The 22,297-nt window shown below is 27.5% G+C and carries 18 protein-coding genes and 2 tRNA genes; all 20 read left to right on the forward strand.

Features of this window, described 5'->3' with window-relative positions:
- Window positions 1-27: 27 nt before the first annotated feature.
- Window positions 28-576 (forward strand): hypothetical protein, encoded by a 549-nt coding sequence (locus RDY08_RS02705; protein WP_307904888.1) that lies wholly within the window; start codon window positions 28-30, stop codon window positions 574-576.
- A gap of 17 nt (window positions 577-593) precedes the next feature.
- On the forward strand, window positions 594-1,949 hold the full coding sequence (locus RDY08_RS02710; protein WP_307904889.1) for a hypothetical protein: 1,356 nt from the start codon (window positions 594-596) through the stop codon (window positions 1,947-1,949).
- A gap of 106 nt (window positions 1,950-2,055) precedes the next feature.
- Complete coding sequence (locus tag RDY08_RS02715; protein ID WP_307904890.1) at window positions 2,056-3,456, forward strand: hypothetical protein; 1,401 nt, start codon at window positions 2,056-2,058, stop codon at window positions 3,454-3,456.
- Between the two features lie 181 nt (window positions 3,457-3,637).
- The gene (locus RDY08_RS02720; protein WP_307904891.1) at window positions 3,638-4,528 is read left to right on the forward strand and encodes an esterase/lipase family protein; all 891 of its coding nucleotides are present in this window, start codon (window positions 3,638-3,640) and stop codon (window positions 4,526-4,528) included.
- A 73-nt stretch (window positions 4,529-4,601) separates the two neighbouring features.
- The gene (locus RDY08_RS02725; RefSeq protein ID WP_307904892.1) at window positions 4,602-5,048 is read left to right on the forward strand and encodes a MarR family winged helix-turn-helix transcriptional regulator; all 447 of its coding nucleotides are present in this window, start codon (window positions 4,602-4,604) and stop codon (window positions 5,046-5,048) included.
- Complete coding sequence (locus tag RDY08_RS02730) at window positions 5,041-6,396, forward strand: MATE family efflux transporter (RefSeq protein WP_307904893.1); 1,356 nt, start codon at window positions 5,041-5,043, stop codon at window positions 6,394-6,396. The genes RDY08_RS02725 and RDY08_RS02730 overlap by 8 nt, the downstream gene beginning before the upstream one ends.
- Before the next feature lie 51 nt (window positions 6,397-6,447).
- Window positions 6,448-6,523, forward strand: a tRNA-Gly gene (locus RDY08_RS02735).
- Between the two features lie 8 nt (window positions 6,524-6,531).
- Window positions 6,532-6,607: transfer RNA gene (locus RDY08_RS02740), tRNA-Lys, on the forward strand.
- A 109-nt stretch (window positions 6,608-6,716) separates the two neighbouring features.
- Complete coding sequence (gene rimP, locus RDY08_RS02745; RefSeq protein ID WP_307904894.1) at window positions 6,717-7,172, forward strand: ribosome maturation factor RimP; 456 nt, start codon at window positions 6,717-6,719, stop codon at window positions 7,170-7,172.
- A gap of 12 nt (window positions 7,173-7,184) precedes the next feature.
- Window positions 7,185-8,255: a transcription termination factor NusA gene (gene nusA / locus RDY08_RS02750; protein ID WP_307904895.1), complete on the forward strand. Its 1,071-nt coding sequence runs from the start codon at window positions 7,185-7,187 to the stop codon at window positions 8,253-8,255.
- Window positions 8,245-8,781, forward strand: coding sequence for a DUF448 domain-containing protein (locus RDY08_RS02755; RefSeq protein WP_307904896.1), 537 nt, complete (start codon window positions 8,245-8,247; stop codon window positions 8,779-8,781). The genes nusA and RDY08_RS02755 overlap by 11 nt, the downstream gene beginning before the upstream one ends.
- A 4-nt stretch (window positions 8,782-8,785) precedes the next feature.
- The gene (gene infB / locus RDY08_RS02760; protein WP_307904897.1) at window positions 8,786-10,804 is read left to right on the forward strand and encodes a translation initiation factor IF-2; all 2,019 of its coding nucleotides are present in this window, start codon (window positions 8,786-8,788) and stop codon (window positions 10,802-10,804) included.
- A gap of 13 nt (window positions 10,805-10,817) precedes the next feature.
- Window positions 10,818-11,156, forward strand: a complete 339-nt coding sequence (gene rbfA / locus RDY08_RS02765; RefSeq protein ID WP_307904898.1) for a 30S ribosome-binding factor RbfA — start codon at window positions 10,818-10,820, stop codon at window positions 11,154-11,156.
- Window positions 11,157-11,295: 139 nt separating this feature from the next.
- Window positions 11,296-13,002, forward strand: coding sequence for a single-stranded-DNA-specific exonuclease RecJ (gene recJ / locus RDY08_RS02770; RefSeq protein WP_307904899.1), 1,707 nt, complete (start codon window positions 11,296-11,298; stop codon window positions 13,000-13,002).
- Window positions 13,003-13,057: 55 nt separating this feature from the next.
- Window positions 13,058-14,350: a trigger factor gene (gene tig / locus RDY08_RS02775; protein ID WP_307904900.1), complete on the forward strand. Its 1,293-nt coding sequence runs from the start codon at window positions 13,058-13,060 to the stop codon at window positions 14,348-14,350.
- A 96-nt stretch (window positions 14,351-14,446) separates the two neighbouring features.
- Window positions 14,447-15,037, forward strand: coding sequence for an ATP-dependent Clp endopeptidase proteolytic subunit ClpP (gene clpP, locus RDY08_RS02780; RefSeq protein ID WP_307904901.1), 591 nt, complete (start codon window positions 14,447-14,449; stop codon window positions 15,035-15,037).
- Window positions 15,037-16,278, forward strand: coding sequence for an ATP-dependent Clp protease ATP-binding subunit ClpX (gene clpX / locus RDY08_RS02785; RefSeq protein ID WP_307904902.1), 1,242 nt, complete (start codon window positions 15,037-15,039; stop codon window positions 16,276-16,278). Before clpP ends, clpX begins: the two co-directional genes overlap by 1 nt.
- A 14-nt stretch (window positions 16,279-16,292) precedes the next feature.
- Window positions 16,293-18,596, forward strand: coding sequence for an endopeptidase La (gene lon, locus RDY08_RS02790; RefSeq protein ID WP_307904903.1), 2,304 nt, complete (start codon window positions 16,293-16,295; stop codon window positions 18,594-18,596).
- A 103-nt stretch (window positions 18,597-18,699) separates the two neighbouring features.
- Window positions 18,700-19,275, forward strand: coding sequence for a ribosome biogenesis GTP-binding protein YihA/YsxC (gene yihA, locus RDY08_RS02795; RefSeq protein ID WP_307904904.1), 576 nt, complete (start codon window positions 18,700-18,702; stop codon window positions 19,273-19,275).
- Window positions 19,276-19,651: 376 nt separating this feature from the next.
- Entirely contained in the window at window positions 19,652-22,297 is a 2,646-nt protein-coding gene (locus tag RDY08_RS02800) for a valine--tRNA ligase (protein ID WP_307904905.1), read from the forward strand.

Here is a 22,297-nt window from a genome sequence, read left to right on the forward strand (position 1 = left end):
AAATTGAACTAAAAAAAGGAGATGGCTATGAAAAAAATATTATATATTTTATTCTTTTTAATTGGGACGTTTGCATATAGCTTAGAAATCGGATTTGGTTACAAAGCGGATTCACGTAATAGCTTAAATACAGTAGTGAATGGAAATGTAGTTGGATACAGTGAACAGACAGATACAGCTGATTACAAATTGTCAATAGAGGAAATTAAAAGATTTAGATATTTTGATTTAGGGATAGGTGTAGATGTAGATTTTAATGAAATAGGGGATGTTGTAAATATACCGGGATATTTGATTGTGAGATATGGAATGTTAAAAAAAACTAATTTTTCACCTTATTGTTATTTGAATTTAGGTGCAGTGAAGGTAGATTCATACAAAGAACCTGGAATTTATACTTCTTGTGGGTACGGTATTACCATTTTTAAAAGGTTAGAAGTTGAAGCTTTTTATGATTTTATATTAATAGAAAGAGAAAATGATTATTCACGAAAAATTGAATTTGGAGAAGAGACAGAATATCAAATAGAACACTCAAAAGAAAGTATAGGGATATTTATAAAATATAGATTGTAAAGGGGAGGAAGATAACTATGAAAAAATTAAAGTTTTATAAAATAGTTTTTATTTTTATATTTTTACTGTTACTGGGAGGATGTTTTGTTGTTTCTGAGTATGTTCATTTAGAAGGAATAGCAGTTTTTCCTAATGAAAAAATTGTAATGCAAAAAGGAGACACTTTAAAATTATCTGTAAATCAGATTTGTAATGGAGAATTAAGTGGTTCTTATAGTAGTGATTCTGGGGTAGCTTCAACAGTAGAAGCTGGAGCTAATAATGTAGAGTTAGTAGGCGATATTTTAAAAACCAAAAAAAATGGTATAGTTAAAATGAAATTTGCCTATAATGATAGAGAGGATTATTGTGATGTTCCAGATATAACTATTAAAGATAATATATATATATCGAAAAATATGTTAAAATTAAAAAAGATGCCTAAAAAAATTTTTTCCAGAAATAGAAGTATATATATAATTGATGATGAAGATTTTAATTTGAAAATGAAAGAATATAATGAGAATTTAGATGTTATATCTGAAGAAAATTTAGATACAGGATATAGCAATTTATTTTTTGATGAAGATTCTATGCAATATGTATATGAAAAAGGAGTATTGAAAAATAAAAAAACAGGAGAGGAATTAGAATTATCTGACAAAGGTGGTATATCTTTTTATTCTAAAAGTAAAAATAATAATTATCTATTTTATATAGATAGTATTAGAGATAAAATAGGTGTAATTGATCTTAAAAATATGAAAAAAGTTACAGAAATAAATTTTGATTACGATTATTGTAATAATTTATTGAATATATATATTGAAAAAGATATGTTTTATTTAATATATAAAAATGATGAGTTGGCAGAGAATATAGTTATATTAGAAAAATATAATTATAATGGTGAAAAAGTCAAATCAACTTCATATTTTATAGATAAATTAATTGAAAAAATATCAGATTATATTTATGATACAGATGTATATGATGAAGAGGGATTGATGTTAAGAGGAGATGAAAACAATTTATATCTTGGATATAATACAGAAATATTAAAATATCCAGGTGGCGATATTTTAACAATAGATAAGAATAGTTTGAAAGTAAAATCACATAAACATATAGATGGTTATTTTATAAATAAATTTGAATTGGTTGGAAATACTATTGCAATATTAGGAAAAACTATAAAAGAAAGAGTTCGGTTAGCTGGGAAAGATTATAGAGATGTTTTGATATGTTATGATAAAAATAGTTATAATATGAAGTTTATAAAAACAATAACAAAAGAAAAAATAGAACTTTTTACTGATAATAGATATTTATATCTATTAAGCTCTAATTTAGATGATTATAATTGTGAAATAGAGCAAATGGAAATTTATTAAATAAAGATATTTTAGATTATATTTCCGGTAATAGCAAAGGAGCGGAAATAAAAAGAGTTTTATTTTTTTGCAAAATATAAATTATAGAAAGGGTAAGGTGGTAATTATGAAAATTAGAAATGATAAAATGAGAAAGATAAAAAGAACCACAATAGTTTTAGGGTTAGTTTTTTCATTAATAGGATGTTTTTCTAGTGAAGACGGATGTGCAAATCCAAAATTAGTAACGGTTTTTCCAAAAGATAAAACAATTATTCAAACTGGTGATAGTGTGGAATTATTAGTAGCAGCAGTAGGAGCAGATAATAGATTAAAGACCTGGCAATGGGGCAGAGATTATAAAATATTTTCGATAATAGATTATGGAACTGAAAATATAGATATAATAGGAGATGTAATAAAAGCTAAAAAAAGAGGGCTAGCTAGAATTAAAGTTGGGTATAAGCCAAAACATTCCACAAGGTATTACGATAGTCCTATTTTAGAAATAAAAGATAATTTATATAAAATAAGAAAAAATAAACAATTAAATAAAAAACCAAAAAAAGTAATTTTTTCAAATAATAAGCTTTATATGGTTGAGACAGATAATTTTATACTTAAATTAAAAGAATATGATGATGATCTAATTGTAAAATCTGAAGAAGATGTTGTAGAGGAGAAAAATATATTTTTTGATAATGATTTAGAAAAATATACAGTTGAAAATGGTATTTTAAAAAATATTTCAAATGGGAAAGAATTAGAAATTTCGAAAACAGAAGCAGTAAATTATTATTTGAATGATGACAATAAAAATTATTTGTTATATAAATTTAAAGAGAATAAAAATAAACTAGGAGAAGTTGAAAATTATGTTGATAAAGTTGGAATTATAAGTTTAAAAAATATGAGTAAGATATTAGAACTTGATGATATGCCAGTAAGAATTTATTATGGAAAAGAAAAAATTTATTTAATTTCTAATATTCTAGAATTAGAAGAAGGCTTTGTGATAAAAACTTATGATTATAGCGGAAATTTTCTAGAAAAGAATTTATATAGTACAGGGAAATTAATAAGCGATAAAGTGGAAACTGAATATAAGGGTAAGCCAAGATCTATAGGAGAGAAAATTTTAATAATTAAAAGTGATGGTGAAAATTTATATGTAGCTTTTAATACAGATGAGGATAGATATCCAGGTGGAAATATTTTGTGTATAGATAAAAATAGTCTAGTTGTAAAAAGTCATAAACATATAAATGGATATTTTATAAGTGATTTTAAAATTTTAAAAGATAATATTATATTTTCAACAAAAACAACAGTTAGACGAATTTTAAATGTTGGAATTGATAATAGAAATACTATATTTGTTTATGATAAAAATAGTTATAACATGAAATTTATGAAAAATGTAACAAGTGAAAAAATAGATATTTATAATAATGATAACTATTTATATATATTAGGTTATAGTTTAGATGATTATAATTGTGAAATAGAGCAAATAGAAATTTATTAAATTAGGGAAATTAAAAGTTAATGACAAAAGTTTATTTTGACAGACCTCATTCCTTGTTGTCGTTTTCTCCTAACTTAGGAGAAAACTATAGCGTGGATATTGGGTTTATTGTTTTGCACCATTCTCCTAAGATAGGAGAAGGGCTGGGGATGAGGTCTGATTAAAATTAAGGAGTCGTATTATGAAAAAATTTTTAATATTTGGATTTTTTATACTAAATTTAACAATTGCATTTTCTAAAGATACAAATTTTTACAATCTAGAGTTTTGGAAAAAGTTAGAAAAAGTAGATTATCCAATTGTTTTTATACATGGGATAGGTGGAGGATTTAAAAACTGGGATATAGCAGCAACTTTAGTTTCAAATGAAAATTATTATGAGATGAGATATTTAGATGGTAAAGGATTATTTCATAACTATTTCCCAGAAAATCAAAATAAAAGTAAAAAGCCATGGGTTTGGAATGTATCATATTATACAATGAATCCACTAAAAGAATCTATAGAAGGAGATTTAACTACTTATGCAAAACGATTAGAAGAGATTATTGAAAAAATAAAGCTAATAACTGGAAAAGAAAAAGTAGTTTTAATTGCTCACAGTATGGGCGGCCTTGTAGCTAGGAAATATATGACATTAAACGATAAAAACTGGGATAGTGTATATAAAATATTAACGGTAGGAACACCAAATATAGGAGTTTCTACATCTGTTCCAATAGTTGGACAATTGAGAGATTTAGGTATGAATAATAGTTTTCAAAAAGATATGAATAAAGTTTGGTATTCCAAAGATTATAAGAAAAAATGGGGAGTAGTTGGAGGAGTAGAAACAAAATTATGGATTAATTATAAAAATAATAAGTTTGCAACTGACTTAGCTGGAATTGGATATGTAGAAATAAGATCTTCAATACCAAATGGCGAATGGAAAGAAGCGGTAAGAGAGTTAAATAGAGCAAAGTATAATACAAAGAATTATGGATTTAGAATAGCGGTATCAGATAACCATATGGGACTGTTATATAACAAAGGAACTTTAGAAGGAATAGTTTGGGCTATAAAAAAATAAAAGCAAAAAAACAGTTGACAATGCAACTGTTTTTTTGCTACAATAGTTGCATACACAACTAAAGGAGGGCAAGATGAATATTGCAAAAAATTCTCTTGGCAGACAAATATCAAGAATAGCTTTTAAATTAAGAGAGTATATTAATAGTGAATTGAAGGATTATAATATTAGTGGAGGAAAAATCCATTTTTTAATGAAAATTCAAAATGAAGATGGAATGTGTCAAGAAAAGTTAACAGAGATTTTAAAAGTGGATAAAGCAACAACAGGTAGAGCGATAAAAAAACTTGTAGATTTAGGATATGTCACAAGAATAAAAGATGAAAAGGATAAAAGATATTATAGATTACATCTAACTGAATCAGGAAAAAACATTGCGAATATAGGTAAAAAAGTATTAAAAGAAACAAGCGAGATGTTAGAGAGTGGATTTGAAGATGAGGAAAAAATAGTCATTCGAAAATTACTAAGTAAAATAAATATTAATTTAGAGACAGCACGAGGAGGACAAAATGAATAAAAGAAAAGAGATGTTAGCAAAAGAAAATATAGGGAAATTACTTTTTAAATTATCTATGCCAGCTACAATAGGAATGATAGTTCAAGCGTTATATAATGTTGTAGATACAATATTTGTAGGAAGAGGAGTTGGTACTTTAGGAATAGGAGCATTAACAATAGCATTTCCAATACAGATGTTAATAATGGCAATTGCCCAAACATTTGGGATAGGTGGAGCTTCCATGATCTCAAGAGCTTTAGGAGCTCATGAAGATGAAAAAGCAGAAAATATATTTGGTACAATGATATCTTCGCTAGTTATAATAAGTGTTGTAATAACTGGAGTTGGGTTACTATTTATTAATGATATATTAAAAATATTTGGAGCTACAACAACAATTCTTCCATATGCAAGAGATTATATTGGAGTTATTTTTGTTGGAGTTATATTTTCTAATTTTGCAATGAGTGTTAATAATATAGTAAGATCAGAAGGAAATGCAAAAGTGGCAATGAAGTCTATGTTAATCTCTGCAATAATGAATACGATATTAGATCCTATTTTTATATTTGGATTTCATATGGGAGTAAAAGGAGCGGCAATAGCTACAGTTTTATCTCAAATTTTTGTTGTGATTTATTTGATTTATTATTTTTATTCAGGAAAAAGTATGTTAAGGATTGATTTAAAACATTTTAGAGTTAAATTTGATATATTAAAAGAGATGGTATCTGTAGGAGTAGCATCATTTGCAAGACAGGTAGCAGGAAGTGTTATGGCGATTATATTAAATAATGAGCTTGGATTTTATGGTGGAGATACATCTATTGCAGCATTTGGTATTGTAAATAGATTTATGATGTTTGTATTTATGCCAATGTTTGGAGTAGTGCAAGGAGTACAACCAATAGTTGGATTTAATTATGGTTCTAAAGATTATACAAGAGTAAAAAATGTATTAAGGCTAGCTATAAAAGTAGTAACTCTTTTTTCAATAGTAGGATTTTTAGTATCTCAACTGTTTTCAGTACAAATTTCCTCTATTTTTACAAAGGATATAGATCTAATTAATTCTTCTGCATTTGCAGTGAAAATAATTGTAATTGCATTTCCTTTAATAGGTTTTCAAATAATAGGAGGAGGATTTTTCCAATCAATTGGGAAAGCAAAACCAGCACTGTTTTTAGCTTTAAGTAGACAAGTACTATTTTTAATTCCTCTAGTTATTGTTTTACCAATGTTTTTTAAATTAAATGGAGTTTGGATTTCGTTTCCACTAGCAGATACAATGGGGTTTATAGTAACTTTTTTTATGTATAAAAGAGAAATTAAAGTGATGACAAAATTAGAAAAAATAAAAATATAAAAAAAAAGTTTGACAAGATAAAGTTTTTATGATATACTTCTTTTGCCTTGAGCGGGAATAGCTCAGATGGTAGAGCGTCAGCCTTCCAAGCTGAATGTCGCGAGTTCGACCCTCGTTTCCCGCTCCAAGTAAATTGCGCTATTAGCTCAGTTGGTAGAGCACACGACTTTTAATCGTGTTGTCACAGGTTCGACCCCTGTATAGCGCACCATTTTTAAAATATTGAAAAAGTATTGAAAGAATCTTTTAAAAGTGTTATAATAGAATAAATTCTTATTAAAGTGGGTGAAAACCCACTTTTTATTTTAGGGGGTGAATTTATGGAAATACAAGAACAAATTTTTGCAATTATAGAACCAATTACAGAAGAGATGAAATTAGAACTTGTAGATGTTGAGTATGTGCAAGATGGAAGTCATCTATTTATAAGAGTTTACATAGACAAAGATGGTGGAGTAGATCTTGATGATTGTGAAAAAGTAAGTAGAGCAGTGGAAGAAAAAGTTGATTCTATTGTGAAAGATAAGTTTTTTTTAGAAGTATCTTCACCTGGACTAGAGAGACCTTTAAAAAAAGAAAAAGATTTTTCTAGATTTGAAGGGGAAAAAGCTTTAATTAGAACAAGACAAAAGATAATGGATAAAAGGAAATTTGAAGGAAGAATAAAAAAATATGAAAATGGAATAATAAATTTAGAAGTAGAAAATGAAATTATAGAGATAGAATTTAAAAATGTAAAAAAAGCCAATTTGATATTTGAATTTGAAGAAATTTAGCAGGAGGGAATGATGAAAGAAAAAGATTTTAAGGCTTTTTTAAATGCCTTATCACAATTAGAAGAAGAAAAAGGTATTGAAAAAGAAAAAATGATAGAAACAGTAGAACAAGCTCTTTTAGCAGCATATAAAAAAAATTATGGTGAAGAGAAAGAGGCTACTATTAGGATTGACAGAAAAAAAGGGTATGTAAAAGTTTATGCTATAAAAAGAGTTGTAGACGAATTACCTTCTAATCATGATGAGATTTCTTTGAAAGAAGCAAGGTCTTATGATAAGACAGTCGAAATTGGTGATGAAATTGAGATTGAAGAGAAATGTGAAGCGTTTAAAAGAAATGCAATTCAAAATGCAAAACAAATAGTTATCCAAAAAGTAAGAGAGGCAGAAAGAGAAACTCTTTTTTCAGATTTTAAAGAAAAAGAAGATAGTATTATAACTGGAACAATAAGAAGAATTGATGAAAGAGGAAATGTTTTTATAGAAATTGGATTAAATGAAATATTATTACCAACAATAGAACAATCAATAGGAGATGTTTATAGAGTTGGAGAAAGAATAAAAGTATATGTAGCAGGAGTAGAAAAAACTACAAAACATCCTAAAATAATCATATCAAGAAAAAGACCAGAATTGGTAAAAAAATTATTTGAAATAGAAATTCCAGAGATAGAAGATGGAGTAATAGAAGTGAAATCAATAGCTAGAGAAGCAGGAAATAGAAGCAAAGTCGCAGTATATTCAGAAGATATTAATGTTGATACGGTTGGGGCATGTATAGGTCAAAACGGAATGAGAATTAAAGAGGTCGTAAGGGAACTAAATGGAGAAAAAATAGATATAGTAAAATGGGTGGAAGATAAAGAGGAATATGTAGCAAATGCTTTAAGTCCGGCGAAAGTAAAATCAGTAAAAATTATAGCAGGAGAAGGGGCAAGAGTGATTGTGACACCAGACCAATTATCATTAGCTATTGGGAAAAGTGGTCAAAATGCAAGACTTGCAGCAAAATTAACAGGAATAAGAGTAGATATAAAAACAGAAGAAAAAAAAGAGGATATAGTGAAAGAAGATGAAGAGTAATCCAATAAGAACTTGCGTAGCTTGTAAAGAAACAGCAGAGAAGGCAACTCTTTTTAAATTAGTAGAGCGAGAAGGAAAATATGTATTAGATGAAAAACATAAAATGGATGGTAGAAGTATATATATATGCAAATCACCACTTTGTGTAAAAAAGATTTCAAAAAATAAAAAATATAATATTGATACAGAACTATTATTATTACTTATGAACAAAATAAAAATAGCGAGAAAAGAGCCAATAAAAGCTTTGAAATCTATAATAAACTCAGGAAAAGTAACATTTGGAATAAAACTTGTACAAGAGCAAGTGGCTAGAAATAAAGCTTCTTTACTTGTGTTAGCTGAAGATATAAGTAAAAAAAATGAAGAAAAAATAAAATTTGGAATAAAGGATAAAAAAATTCCTATTGTAAAATTTTCGACAAAAGAAGAATTAGGAGAGTTGTTTGGAAAAGACGAAGTTACTGTTATTGCAATTTTAAATAAAAAAATTGCAGGAGGTTTTTTTAAAGCGTTAGGGAGGTAATAACATGACACATAAAATAAGAGTGCATGAATTAGCAAAAGAATATGGGATTTCAAATAAAGATTTTTTAGAAAAATTAAATGAGTGGGATATTGCAGTTTCATCTCATTTATCAGGATTGACAGAGGAGCAGGTTGAAATAATTAAGAAAAAATTAGATGTTAAAAAAAGTAAAAAAGAAAAAATGAAAGAACAAAAAGAGGAACAAAGAAAAGCTAAAGAGATGAAAAAAGCCAAAATAGCAGAAGAAAAAGCCAAGGAAGAAGAGTTAAAAGTTATAAACATTTTAAGTGAAATAACAATAAAAGAGTTAGCAGAAAAAATGAATATTTCGCCTACTGAAATAATTAAAACTTTATTTCTTCAAGGTAAAGCATTTACAATAAATAGTAATATAGAGTTTGAATTAGTAGAAGAGATAGCAGAATCATATGGATATTTAGTAGAACAAGAAGAAAAAGAAGAAGAAACATATGGTGAGAAATTTAGTTTGGAAATAGAAGATAAAGAAGAAGAGTTATTAGATAGACCGCCAGTAATAACTGTAATGGGGCATGTTGATCATGGTAAAACTTCGTTATTAGATGCAATAAAAGAGACAACAGTTGCTGAAGGAGAAGCTGGAGGAATCACTCAAAGAATAGGTGCATATCAAATAATAAAAGATGGACAAAAAATAACATTTATAGATACTCCAGGTCATGAAGCTTTTACGGAAATGAGAGCTCGTGGAGCAAAAGTTACAGATATAGCAGTATTAGTAGTAGCTGCTGATGATGGAGTTATGCCACAAACAATAGAGGCAATAGCTCATGCTAAGGAAGCAGAAGTACCTATAATTGTAGCAGTAAATAAAATAGATAAAGATGGAGCTAATCCAATGAGAGTGAAACAAGAACTTTCAGAATATGATTTGTTACCAGCTGAATGGGGAGGAACTACAGATTTTGTAGAAATTTCTGCGAAAAAAAGAATTAATTTACAAGATTTATTAGATACAATTGTAGTAACAGCTGAAATTTTAGAATTAAAAGCTAATCCTAAAAAAAGAGCAAAAGCAGTTGTTTTAGAATCAAGATTAGACCAACAAAGAGGTCCAGTTGCAGATATTTTGATGCAAGAAGGGACTTTGAAAGTAGGAGATACAGTTATAGCAGGAGAATCATATGGTAAAGTAAGAGCTATGACAGATGATAAAGGAAAAAGAATAAAAGAAGCATTACCATCTCAACCAGTAGAAATTATAGGGTTTGATAAAGTTCCTGAAGCTGGAGATGTAGTTTATGCAGTTCAAAATGATAAACAAGGTAAAAAAATAGTTGAACAAATGCAATTAGAAAATAAAGCAAGAGATTATCAACAAAGAGGTCATATAAGTCTTGATAGACTTCATGATAAAATAGAAGGCGAAGAATTTAAAGAGTTAAAATTAATAATAAAAGCTGATACAAGAGGTTCTGTAGAAGTATTAAAAGAATCTATTTCAAAGTTATCAAATGAAGAAGTTGCAGTAAAAATAATTTATGCAGCAGCAGGAGCTATATCAGAAGGAGATGTAAAATTAGCAGAAGCATCAGATGCTATTATTATAGGATTTAATGTAAGACCTTCTACAAAAGCTAGATTAGAAGCTGAAAAAGAAGAAGTTGAAATTAGAAATTATAATGTTATTTATCATTTAACTGAAGAGCTAGCAGAAGCTATAAAAGGTATGCTTTCGCCTAAATTTAAAGAGGTTTATCAAGGAAGAGTTGAAATAAAAAAAGTATTTAAAATAACAAATGTAGGAAATATAGGTGGAGCAGTTGTAGTAGATGGATTAATAAAAAGAAATTCTGAAATTAGAGTTTTGAGGAATGGAATAATTGTATATACAGGAGAATTATCTTCATTAAAAAGATTTACTAGTGATGCAAAAGATGCAATAGTAGGTCAAGAATGTGGAATTGGAATAGCAAACTTTAATGATATAAAAGAGGGCGACATTATAGAAGCTTATATGATGGAAGAAATTCCTAGATAGGAAGTGAAAAAAGATGAATAAAAGAAGATTAGCAGGAATAGAAAAAGAGATGGCTAGATTTATAAGTAAGCTATTTTATGAAGAAGTGAAAAATCCTAAAATAAAAGGATTAGTATCTATTACAAAAGTAAAAGTTACAGAAGATATGAAATTTGCAGATGTATATGTAAGTGTTTTTAATGCAGATGCAAAAGAAGTTTTGAAGGGTGTGGAAGAAGTAAAAAGATTTTTAAGAAAAAGAGTAAGCGAAGAGATGAGACTTAGATATGTTCCAGAACTTAGAATAAAACATGATGATAGTATGGAATATGGAGCTAAAATAGATAAAATATTAAATGATTTGAAACATTAAACTGTTTGTAAAGTTTAGTTTTGAAAATATATATAATAATAGAAAAAATAAATAAGGGCGAACACAGGGGTTCGCCCCTACGGAGATGAAAATATAAAAAACATTTTATATTAGTAATAATTGTTTTGGGGAGAATAAAATGGAATGGGATTGTGTGAATGCAGATATAGATAAAGTTAGGGATATATCTAAAAAATATAATATCTCTCAAAGACTGGGAACTATATTAAATGTAAGGAATATAACTTTAGATAATGAAATAAAATTGTTATTAGATGTTGACTATAAAAATTTTAATTCTCCATTTGATTTTGAAGATATGGAAGAAGTGGTAAAATGTATATTAGAAAAAAGAGAAGAAGGAAAAAAAATTTTTATATATGGAGATTATGATGTAGATGGAATAACCTCTGTAGCATTTCTCGTTATTGCTCTTAGAAATATAGGGTTTGATGTTGGATATTATATTCCAAATAGAATGGAAGAGGGATATGGTTTAAATAAAAAATCTATTGAGTATATAAAAGCTAATAATGGAAATTTAATTATCACAGTTGATATTGGAATAAATTCTGAGGAAGAGATTAATCACGCAAGAAAATTAGGTATGGATATAATTGTAACTGACCATCATAAAGTGTTGGAAACTGATAATTATAAAGTACTAACTATAAATCCTAAAATAAGTAAAAATTATAAATTTGAGTTTCTTGCAGGAGCAGGAGTTGCTCTAAAATTAGCTCAAGCAATATATATTTATGATGATAAAAAATTAGAAGATTTATATAAATTTATAGATATAGTTATGATTGGGACAGTTGCAGATGTAATGCCCTTATCTGGAGAAAATAGAATAATAGTAAAAAAAGGGCTTGAACTTATAAATAATAGTAATATAAAAGGGTTAAAATATTTAATACACTATTTAAGATTAGACCATAAAAAAATCAGCACAAGTGATATTAGTTTTAATATTTCACCAATGTTAAATGCTTTAGGTAGAATCAAAGATTCTAAAATAGGAGTAGATTTTTTTCTTGAAGAAGATGAGTTTAAAATTTATAATATTATAGAAGAGATGAAAGAAGCAAATAAAACAAGACGTTCTTTAGAACGAAAAATATATCAAGATGTAGAAAAAAAATTAAAAACATTAGGTAGTAAGAAATATATTTTTTATTCTAGCAGCGAGTGGCATCCTGGTGTAATAGGTGTAGTAGCAGCTAGAATTTCATTAAAATATAAATTACCTACAATATTAATTTCTATTAATGGGGATTATGGCAAAGCATCTTGTAGAAGTGTTAAAGGAATAAATATTTTTGAGATACTAAATCAAAAGTCAGATAAATTTATTAGATTTGGAGGACATGATTTTGCAGTTGGATTTATAGCAAAAAAAGATAATTTAGAGGAACTGGAAAATCATTTAAAAAATAGGTTGGAAAATTTTGATGTTTGTACTCTAAAAAAACGACAAAAATTAGATATGGAAATAAAAAGCTTAGAGGAAATTAATGAAGATTTTTTTGAAGATATGGATAAATTAGCACCTTTTGGATTAGAAAATGAACAACCTGTTTTTTTAACAAAAGGAGTGTATTTTGATTCAATAAGATATTTTGGAGTTGATATGCAGCACTTTAAGTGTTATATAAGAAAAGATAATATGTTATTGGCTTCTATATCCTTTAATATTGCACATAAATTAAAAGAAATATTGTCATTAGCTCAAAAATTTGATATAATTTATTATCCAGAAAAAATATGGAATAAAGGTGAGGAAATAGTACAGCTAAAAATAAAAGATTTTAAAGAAAGTATAGATGAAAATAAAATGTTTTAAGCTGTTTCTAAATTAAAAAAAACAAAAATTAAAATATCAAGGAGGAAGTAAAATTATGAATTATGAAGTAAAAAAATTAGAGAATTCAAGAGTAGAAATTTTAATTAAATTAGAGGGAGAAGAAGTAAAAAAATATACTAAAGAAGTTGTGAATAAAATAAGAGGAAAAGCTGAAATACCTGGCTTCAGAAAAGGGAAAGCTCCTGATTCAGTTATTCTTAAACAATTTGAAGAAGCAGTAAAAGAAGAATTAGCAGAAAAAGCAGTTAATAGCAATTATGGGACAATATTAGATAAAGAAGGATTAAAACCAATAGATTATGCTAATATAATGAAAGTAGAGAGTACAGAAGATAAAATAGAAGTAGTATTAACAGTTGATGTTATGCCAGAAGTAAAAGTAGGACAATATAAAGGATTAGAGATAGAAAAAGAAAAATTTGAATTAAAAGATGAACATGTAGAAGAAGAGTTAAGAAAATTACAAGATAAAAGTGGAAAATTAAAAGAAGTTGCAGAAGGTGAAGAAGCAAAATTAGATGATACTGTATCAATAAATTTTGAAGGATTTGTTGATGGAGTTGCTTTCGAAGGTGGAAAAGGAGAAAATTATGATCTTAAATTAGGAAGTCATAGTTTTATAGATAATTTTGAAGATCAAATAGTGGGACATAAAGTTGGAGATGAATTTGATGTAAGCGTAAATTTTCCTGAACAATATAAAGAAGATCTTGCAGGAAAAGCAGCAATTTTCAAAGTAAAAGTTAATGCAATAAAAAGAATGGAGCTTCCAGAACTTAATGATGAATTTGCTAAAGAGGCTGGGTTTGAAACTTTAGCAGATTTGAAAGAAAAAAAAGAGATAGAAATTAGAGAAAGAGAAAATTCTAAAATAGAAAATGGATTTATAAATACTATATTAGAAAAAATAAAAGCTGGATCAGAAATAGAAATTCCAGAAGCATTAATAAAACAAGAGGTTAAAGCAAGAATTGCAGAATATGAAGCTCAATTGCAATCACAAGGAATTTCAATTGATTTATACTTATCAATGAATCAAATGAAAAAAGAGGATTTAGAAGCTCAATTGAGACCAATTGCAGCAGATAAAGTAAAAGTTGATTTAATCATAAATGAAATTGCAAAACTTGAAAATGTAGAAGTAAAAGAAGAAGAGATAGAAGAAAGAATGGCAGAAGTTGCTAAATATTATGGAATGGAAATAGAAAAATTAAGAGCTGAGTTAAAAGCAAAAGGAAATTATGAAAATTTCTTAGAAAGTTTAAAACTTGAAAAAATAACTCAAAAAACTATAGATTTATTAGTAAGTGAAACAATAGAAAAATAAAAAAAGGGCCACAACTTATGTTGTGGCCTAATAAATATTTAGGAATGGTTTAAAAATAACAAAATTATTTTTAAAATATTTTTTAGGAGGTATAATATGTATAGTCCAGTAGTTATTGAAAATACAGGGAATTCAGAGAGAGCTTATGATATATATTCAAGATTATTAAAAGATAGAATTATATTTTTAGGAACAGAAATAAATGATCAAGTTTCTAATGCTATAGTTGCACAATTGCTATTTTTAGAGGCACAAGATCCAGATAAAGATATTATTATGTATATAAATAGTCCAGGAGGAGTAGTTACTTCAGGGCTTGCAATATACGATACAATGCAATATATAAAACCAGATGTATCAACTGTTTGTATTGGGCAAGCAGCAAGTATGGGTTCTTTATTATTAACAGCGGGAGCAAAAGGAAAAAGATATTCTTTAGCAACTTCTAGAATAATGATACATCAACCACTTGGAGGAGCACAAGGTCAAGCTACAGATATAGAGATTCATACAAAAGAGATATTGAGAATTAGAAATATTACAGAAAATATTTTAGTAAAACATACAGGTCAAACTTTGAAAAAAATAAAAAAAGATACTGAAAGAGATAACTTTATGTCAGCAGAAGAAGCAGTAAAATATGGATTGATTGATAAAGTTTTTTATAAAAAAAGAGGTGAAAATTAATGGCTAAAAAAGCATCTTGTTCATTTTGTGGAAAATCAGAAGATGAAGTTTATAGATTAATAGCAGGTCCTAATGTATATATATGTGATGAATGCGTAGAAGCTTGTTATGATATGATAGATATAGAAGGAGAAAAATTTTCTAGTAATGTTTCAGATATAAATTTATTAAAACCACAAGAATTAAAAAATAAATTAGATGAATATGTAATAGGGCAAGATGAGACTAAAAGAGTTTTGTCTGTAGCTGTATATAATCATTATAAGAGAATATTAAGTAAGAAAAAGAATTCAAATAAAGAAGATGATGTAGAACTTCAAAAAAGTAATGTTTTAGTAATAGGGCCTACAGGTAGTGGAAAAACTTTATTAGCAGAAACATTAGCAAAAATATTAAAAGTTCCATTTGCAATTGCAGATGCAACAACATTAACAGAAGCAGGGTATGTAGGAGAAGACGTTGAAAATGTATTGGTAAGATTAGTTCAAAATGCTAATATGGATGAAAAAGCAGCAGAAACTGGGATAATATATATAGATGAAATAGATAAAATTGCAAGAAAATCAGAAAACACTTCTATCACAAGAGATGTATCAGGTGAAGGAGTACAGCAATCTTTGTTAAAAATAATTGAAGGAACAAAATCTAATATTCCACCTAATGGAGGAAGAAAGCACCCAAATCAAGAATTTTTAGAAATTGATACTAAAAATATTTTGTTTATAGTTGGTGGAGCTTTTGATGGATTAGAGGGGATAATAAAACATAGAACTAATGAAAAATCAATAGGATTTGGGGCAGATATAAAATCAAAGAAAGAAAATGAAAAAGAAAATATGTTAGGAAAAGTATTACCAGAAGATTTAACTAGATACGGGCTTATTCCAGAATTAATTGGAAGATTACCTATAATAACAGTTTTAGAATCTTTGGATGAAAAAGCTTTGATAAATATTCTTACAGAGCCAAAAAATGCACTTGTAAAACAATATGAGAAATTTTTTGATATGGAAAATGTAGAAATAGAAATTGAAAAAGAAGCATTAGAAGAGATAGCTAAACAAGCAATAAAAAGAAAAACAGGAGCAAGAGGACTTCGTTCAATAATGGAAGCATCTATGCTTGATTTAATGTATAAAATACCATCTATGGATAATGTAGAAAAAGTAATTATAACAAAAGAATCAATTAGTGATAGTAGTAAAGTAATTATAAAAAAGACTGATGAAAAATCAGCATAAAACAGGAGGGAATTATGAAGCAAGCACCACTTATTCCTGCAAGAGATTTATTACTTTTTCCAGGTGTAATAGCACCAATATTTATAGGAAGAAAAAAAAGTATTGGTAGTTTACAAAAATCTTTATTAGATAATAATCAAATGATATTATTTATGCAAAAAGAAAAAACAAAAGAAAAAATAAAATTACCAGAAGATATATATGATATAGGATTGCTTGTAAATATTGTGCAAACAGTTAAAATGCCTGATTCCACAATAAAAACTCTTGTAGAAGTTAAAAATAGAGTAAGATTATTAGAAGTTATAGAAAATAAAGATGAAATTTCAGGAAAATATGAAAATATAAATTTTGAAACAGTTGATGAAGAACAATTAGAAGCAACTAAAAGAAAAGTTATTACTATATTTGAAAAATATGCAAGAATTACAAATAAAGTTTCTCCAGAGTTGGTTTTAAATTTAAGAGGTATAGATTCAACTTCAAAAATGTTTGATTTAATTAGTGCTAATTTAAATATTTCAACTCAAAGAAAGCAAGAACTTTTAGAGATTTTTACTTTAGAAGATTATGGATATAAATTAATTGAAGTTTTAACTCATGAAGTAGAAATTTTAGAATTAGAAAGAGAAATAGATAAAAAAGTAAAAGAACAAATGACAAATATTCAAAAAAATTATTATTTAAGAGAAAAAGTGAAAGCAATTCAAGAAGAATTAGGGGAAAAGAAATCAGGAGATGAACTTGCAGAATTAAAAGAAAAAATTGAAAAATCTAACTTGCCAAAATATGCAAGAGAAAAACTAGAAAAAGAATTATCAAGACTTATGAAAATGCCTTCTCATTCATCAGAAGCATCATTAACAAGAGTATATATAGAAATTATATTAGAGCTACCTTGGAATGAAGCGACAAAAGATACATTAAATATAAAAAAAGCAAAAAAAATTCTAGATGAAGACCATTATGGATTAGAAGAAGTAAAAGAAAGAATATTAGAATTTTTGGCTGTAAAGAAATTAAATAATAAATTATCAGGAACAATTTTATGTTTAGTTGGACCTCCTGGTATAGGAAAAACATCACTTGCGAAATCAATAGCTAGATCACTAGGTAGAAAATTCAGCAGAATTTCATTAGGTGGAGTTAGAGATGAAGCAGAAATAAGAGGGCATAGAAGAACATATATTGGGGCAATGCCTGGAAGAATTATAAAGGAATTAAAACATGTAGGTACAAATAATCCACTTATATTATTTGATGAAATAGATAAAATGGCAACTGATTTTAGAGGAGATCCATCTTCTGCACTGTTAGAAGTATTAGATCCTGAACAAAATAGAGAATTTACTGACCATTATGTAGATATGCCATTTGATTTGTCAAATATATTTTTTATAACCACAGCAAATAATCTTGGAGAAATTCCAGGACCTTTAAGAGATAGACTTGAAATAATTACATTAGATAGTTATACAGAATTTGAAAAATTAAATATAGCGAAAAAACATCTTTTGAAAAAATCTCAAGAAGAAAATGGATTAAAAGATTATAAAGTAAAAGTTTCAGATAAAGCTTTATTGCGTATAATTAATGAATATACTAGAGAAGCTGGAGTGAGAGGATTAAAAAGAGAACTAGATAGAATTTTTAGAAAAGGTGCTAAAAATATATTAGAATTTGATAAAAAAGATGTAATAGTAAATTTAAAAAATCTAAAAAGTTATTTAGGAAATGCTAAATATAGACCTGATAAAATGAGAATAAAAGAGGGGAAAATTGGGGTAGTAAATGGATTAGCATGGACATCAGTTGGAGGAACAACTTTAGAAGTTCAGTCTATAAAAATGCAAGGGAAAGGAAAACTTCTTCTAACTGGGAAATTAGGAGATGTGATGAAGGAATCTGCACAAGTAGCACATAGTTTTGTAAAGTCAAAAGCAGAAGATTTTAAAATATCAATAGATTGTTATGAAAAATCTGATGTGCATTTACATTTTCCAGAGGGTGCTGTTCCAAAAGATGGTCCATCTGCAGGGATAACAATAACAACTGCAATAGTGTCTATTCTAAGTAATAGAAAAGTTCGACAAGATATTGCAATGACAGGAGAAATAACAATTACAGGAGAAGTTTTACCTGTTGGTGGAATAAAAGAAAAAGTGATTGGAGCTCATAGAGTTGGAATAAGAGAAGTTATTTTACCAATAGATAACGAGGTCGATACAGAAAAATTGCCTTCTGAAATAAAAAAAGATATGAAATTTTATTTTGCAAAGGTATATGATGATGTGGAAAAAATAGTTTTTGAAAAATAATATAAAATAATATATGAATGGATTAGAAACAATTTTTTTATAATAAAATATGAAAAACTTATTTTTAAAACGTTCCATAATTTTAGGAATAAAGGAGCAAAAAATGGAAATAAAGAGAGCTGATTTTGTAAAGTCAGCAGTTTATTCAAAAGATTATCCAGAAAAGACAAAAATAGAGTTAGCTTTTGTTGGAAAATCAAATGTTGGGAAATCTTCTTTGATAAATAGTTTAACTAATAGAAGAAAATTAGCCAAAACCAGTAAAACACCAGGAAGAACTCAACTTATTAATTTCTTTTTGATAAATAATGAGTTTCATTTTGTTGATTTACCTGGATATGGTTTTGCCAAAATAGCAAAAGTTATAAAAGATACATGGGGAAAAATAATAGAAGATTATTTGACTTCAGAAAGAAATAAATTAGTTTTTGTATTATTAGATATAAGAAGAACTTTATCAGAAGAGGATGCAAATTTATTAAGATGGTTAGAACATTATGATATTGATTATAAAATAATATTTACTAAAACAGACAAATTGTCAAATAATGAAAGATTTAGACAATTAAAAAAGATTAGGGAAAAAATGGAATTTTCTAATGAGGATGTGTTCTTTTATTCTTCAGTTACAAGAGAAGGAAGAGATAAACTATTAGAATTTATAGAAAGTATAAAATAGTGGATAATGCCCTATTGATTTTGTAGGGGCGAACCTATGTGTTCGTCCTTATGATATTAGTGTCGCAATTAAAAATTAGTAATAATTTTTAGGATGTTTCTTGTAGGTATCCAATAAAAATAAGGGCAATCACAGGGGATTGCCCCTACAAAATTTTAAAAACATATCATGATTAGACCCCAAAAAGGTAGTTTTCTAAAATCATACCACTACATATAGTTTCGTAAAAACTTTCGAACACTATATATAGTGGTATGAAGAAAACTAAATACCTTTTTGTGGGTCAATCATATTATTATATCAAAAATTAGTATTGTGACGTAGTTTGATTTAATGATAGGAATTATAAAGATATAAATTTATGGGAGGCGAAAATATGTCAAATTTAGAAGGTAAGTATTCTCCTAAGGATATAGAGGAAAAATGGTATAAAACTTGGGAAGAAAATGGATATTTTCATACAGAACCAAAAGAAGGTCAACCTAAATACACAGTTGTGATACCACCACCAAATGTAACTGGAGTATTGCATATTGGACATGTATTAAATAATTCGATTCAAGATACATTAATTAGATGGAAAAGAATGCAAGGATTTAATACTTTATGGATGCCTGGAACTGATCATGCTGGAATTGCTACGCAAAATAAAGTAGAAAGAAAATTGGCAGAAGAAGGAAAAACAAGAGAAGATATAGGTAGAGAAAAATTTATTGAAGAGGTATGGGATTGGAAAGAAAAACATGGTGGAATAATAACAAAACAGCTTAGAAGACTAGGAGCTTCTCTTGATTGGGATAGAGAAAGATTTACCATGGATGATAAATTAGCAGATTCTGTAAAAGAAATTTTTGTAAAATTATATAAAGATGAAATGATTTACCAAGGAGAATATATAGTAAACTGGTGTCCTAGATGTGGGACTGCATTATCAGATGATGAAGTAGAACATGAAGATTTGGGGAGCTTTTTATGGGAAATAAAATATCCAATAAAAGATAGTGATGAATTTATAGTTGTAGCAACTACTCGTCCAGAAACAATGTTTGGTGATACTGGAATTGCAGTAAATCCAAATGATGAAAGATATAAACATTTAATAGGTAAAAAAGTAATATTACCTATTGTAAATAGAGAAATACCAATAATAGCAGATGATTATGTAGATTTAGAATTTGGTACTGGTATTGTGAAAATGACTCCAGCACATGATCCCAATGATTTTAAAATAGGTTTAAAGCATAATTTAGAATTTATAAATGTATTAAATGAAAATGGGACTATGAATGAAAATGCAACTTCAGAATATGAAGGAATGGATAGATTTGAGGCTAGAGAAAAAGTTTTAGCTGATTTAAAGGATAGAAAACTGTTTGTAGGAGAAAAAAAGATAAATCATTCTGTAGGACATTGTTATAGATGTAATACTGTAATAGAGCCAAGAGTTAGTAAACAATGGTTTGTAAAAATGGGACCTTTAGCTGAAAGAGCTATTGAGGTTGTAAAAAATGGAAAAGTAAAGATATTACCTGAAAAATGGGAAAAAGTTTATTATAATTGGCTTGATAATATAAGAGACTGGTGTATATCTAGACAAATTTGGTGGGGACATAGAATACCTGCATATTATTGCGAGAGTTGTGGAGAAATGGTAGTGTCAAAAGAAGCTCCACACAGCTGTCCAAAATGTGGTGGGGAGAAATTCAGACAAGAAACTGATGTATTAGATACATGGTTTTCATCTTGGCTGTGGCCTTTTTCTACTTTAGGATGGCCAGAAAACACAGAAGAATTAAAATATTATTATCCAACTGATACTTTAGTAACAGGTGCTGATATATTATTTTTCTGGGTGGCAAGAATGATAATGGCAGGATTATATGTAATGGATGAAATACCATTTGAAAATGTATTTTTACATGGTATAGTTAGAGATGAACAAGGTAGAAAAATGAGTAAATCTTTAGGAAATTCGCCAGATCCTATAGAAGTAATTAATAAGCATGGAGCAGACGCACTTAGATTTAGTATGTTATATAATACTTCTCAAGGGCAAGATGTATTTTACTCTGAAAAATTAATAGAAATGGGTAGTAATTTTGCTAATAAAATTTGGAATGTATCTAAATTTGTATTGATGAATTTAGAAGGATTTTCTCCTGCTGATTTAGATGTAGATAATTTAGAGTTTGAACTTGCTGATAATTGGATTCTTTCTAAATTAAATCAAACTATACTTGAAGTAAATAGACATTTAGAAAAATTTGCATTAAATGACGCAGCTAAAGAAATTTATGAATTTTTATGGAGAGATTTTTGTGATTGGTATGTAGAGATTGCAAAAGAGAGATTATATAAAGCACAAACAAATAATGAAAAAGAAACAGCTCAATTTGTATCTTGGTATGTACTAGAACAAGGACTTAGATTATTACATCCATTTATGCCATTTATAACAGAAGAGATATGGCAAACATTACCAGGAACAGGAGAAACTATAATGCTTAGTGATTATCCAGAAGCAAACCCTGAGATGATAAGTATTACAGTAGATAAAAATTTTGATTTCATACAAAGAGTGATTAGAGCTATAAGAAATATTAGGACAGAAATGAATATATCACTAGGAAAAAAATTAACAGGGATATTTAAATCTTCTGATGGAGAAGAAGAAGTTACATTAGAACAAAATAAAAAATATCTAATAAAATTAGCTAATTTAGATGAGACATTAATAAGCTGTGAAATAGAAAAACCAGAAATGGCTTCTGTAGCAGTTGTTGATAATACAGAAATATTTATACCTTTGGATGGAGTTATTGACCTTGAAGAGGAAAAAGAAAAATTAAAAAAAGAGATTTTAAAATTTGAAAAAGAATTAGATAGAGTAACTAAGAAATTAAGTAATGAAAAGTTCTTAGGAAAAGCCCCAGCAGATATTGTAGAAAAAGAGAAAAATAAAGAGAAAGAATTTATAGAAAAATTGGATAAATTGAAAAAAAGTTTAGAGGAGATTTTATAA

The organism is Haliovirga abyssi, assembly GCF_030295325.1.
Classification (GTDB): domain Bacteria; phylum Fusobacteriota; class Fusobacteriia; order Fusobacteriales; family Haliovirgaceae; genus Haliovirga; species Haliovirga abyssi.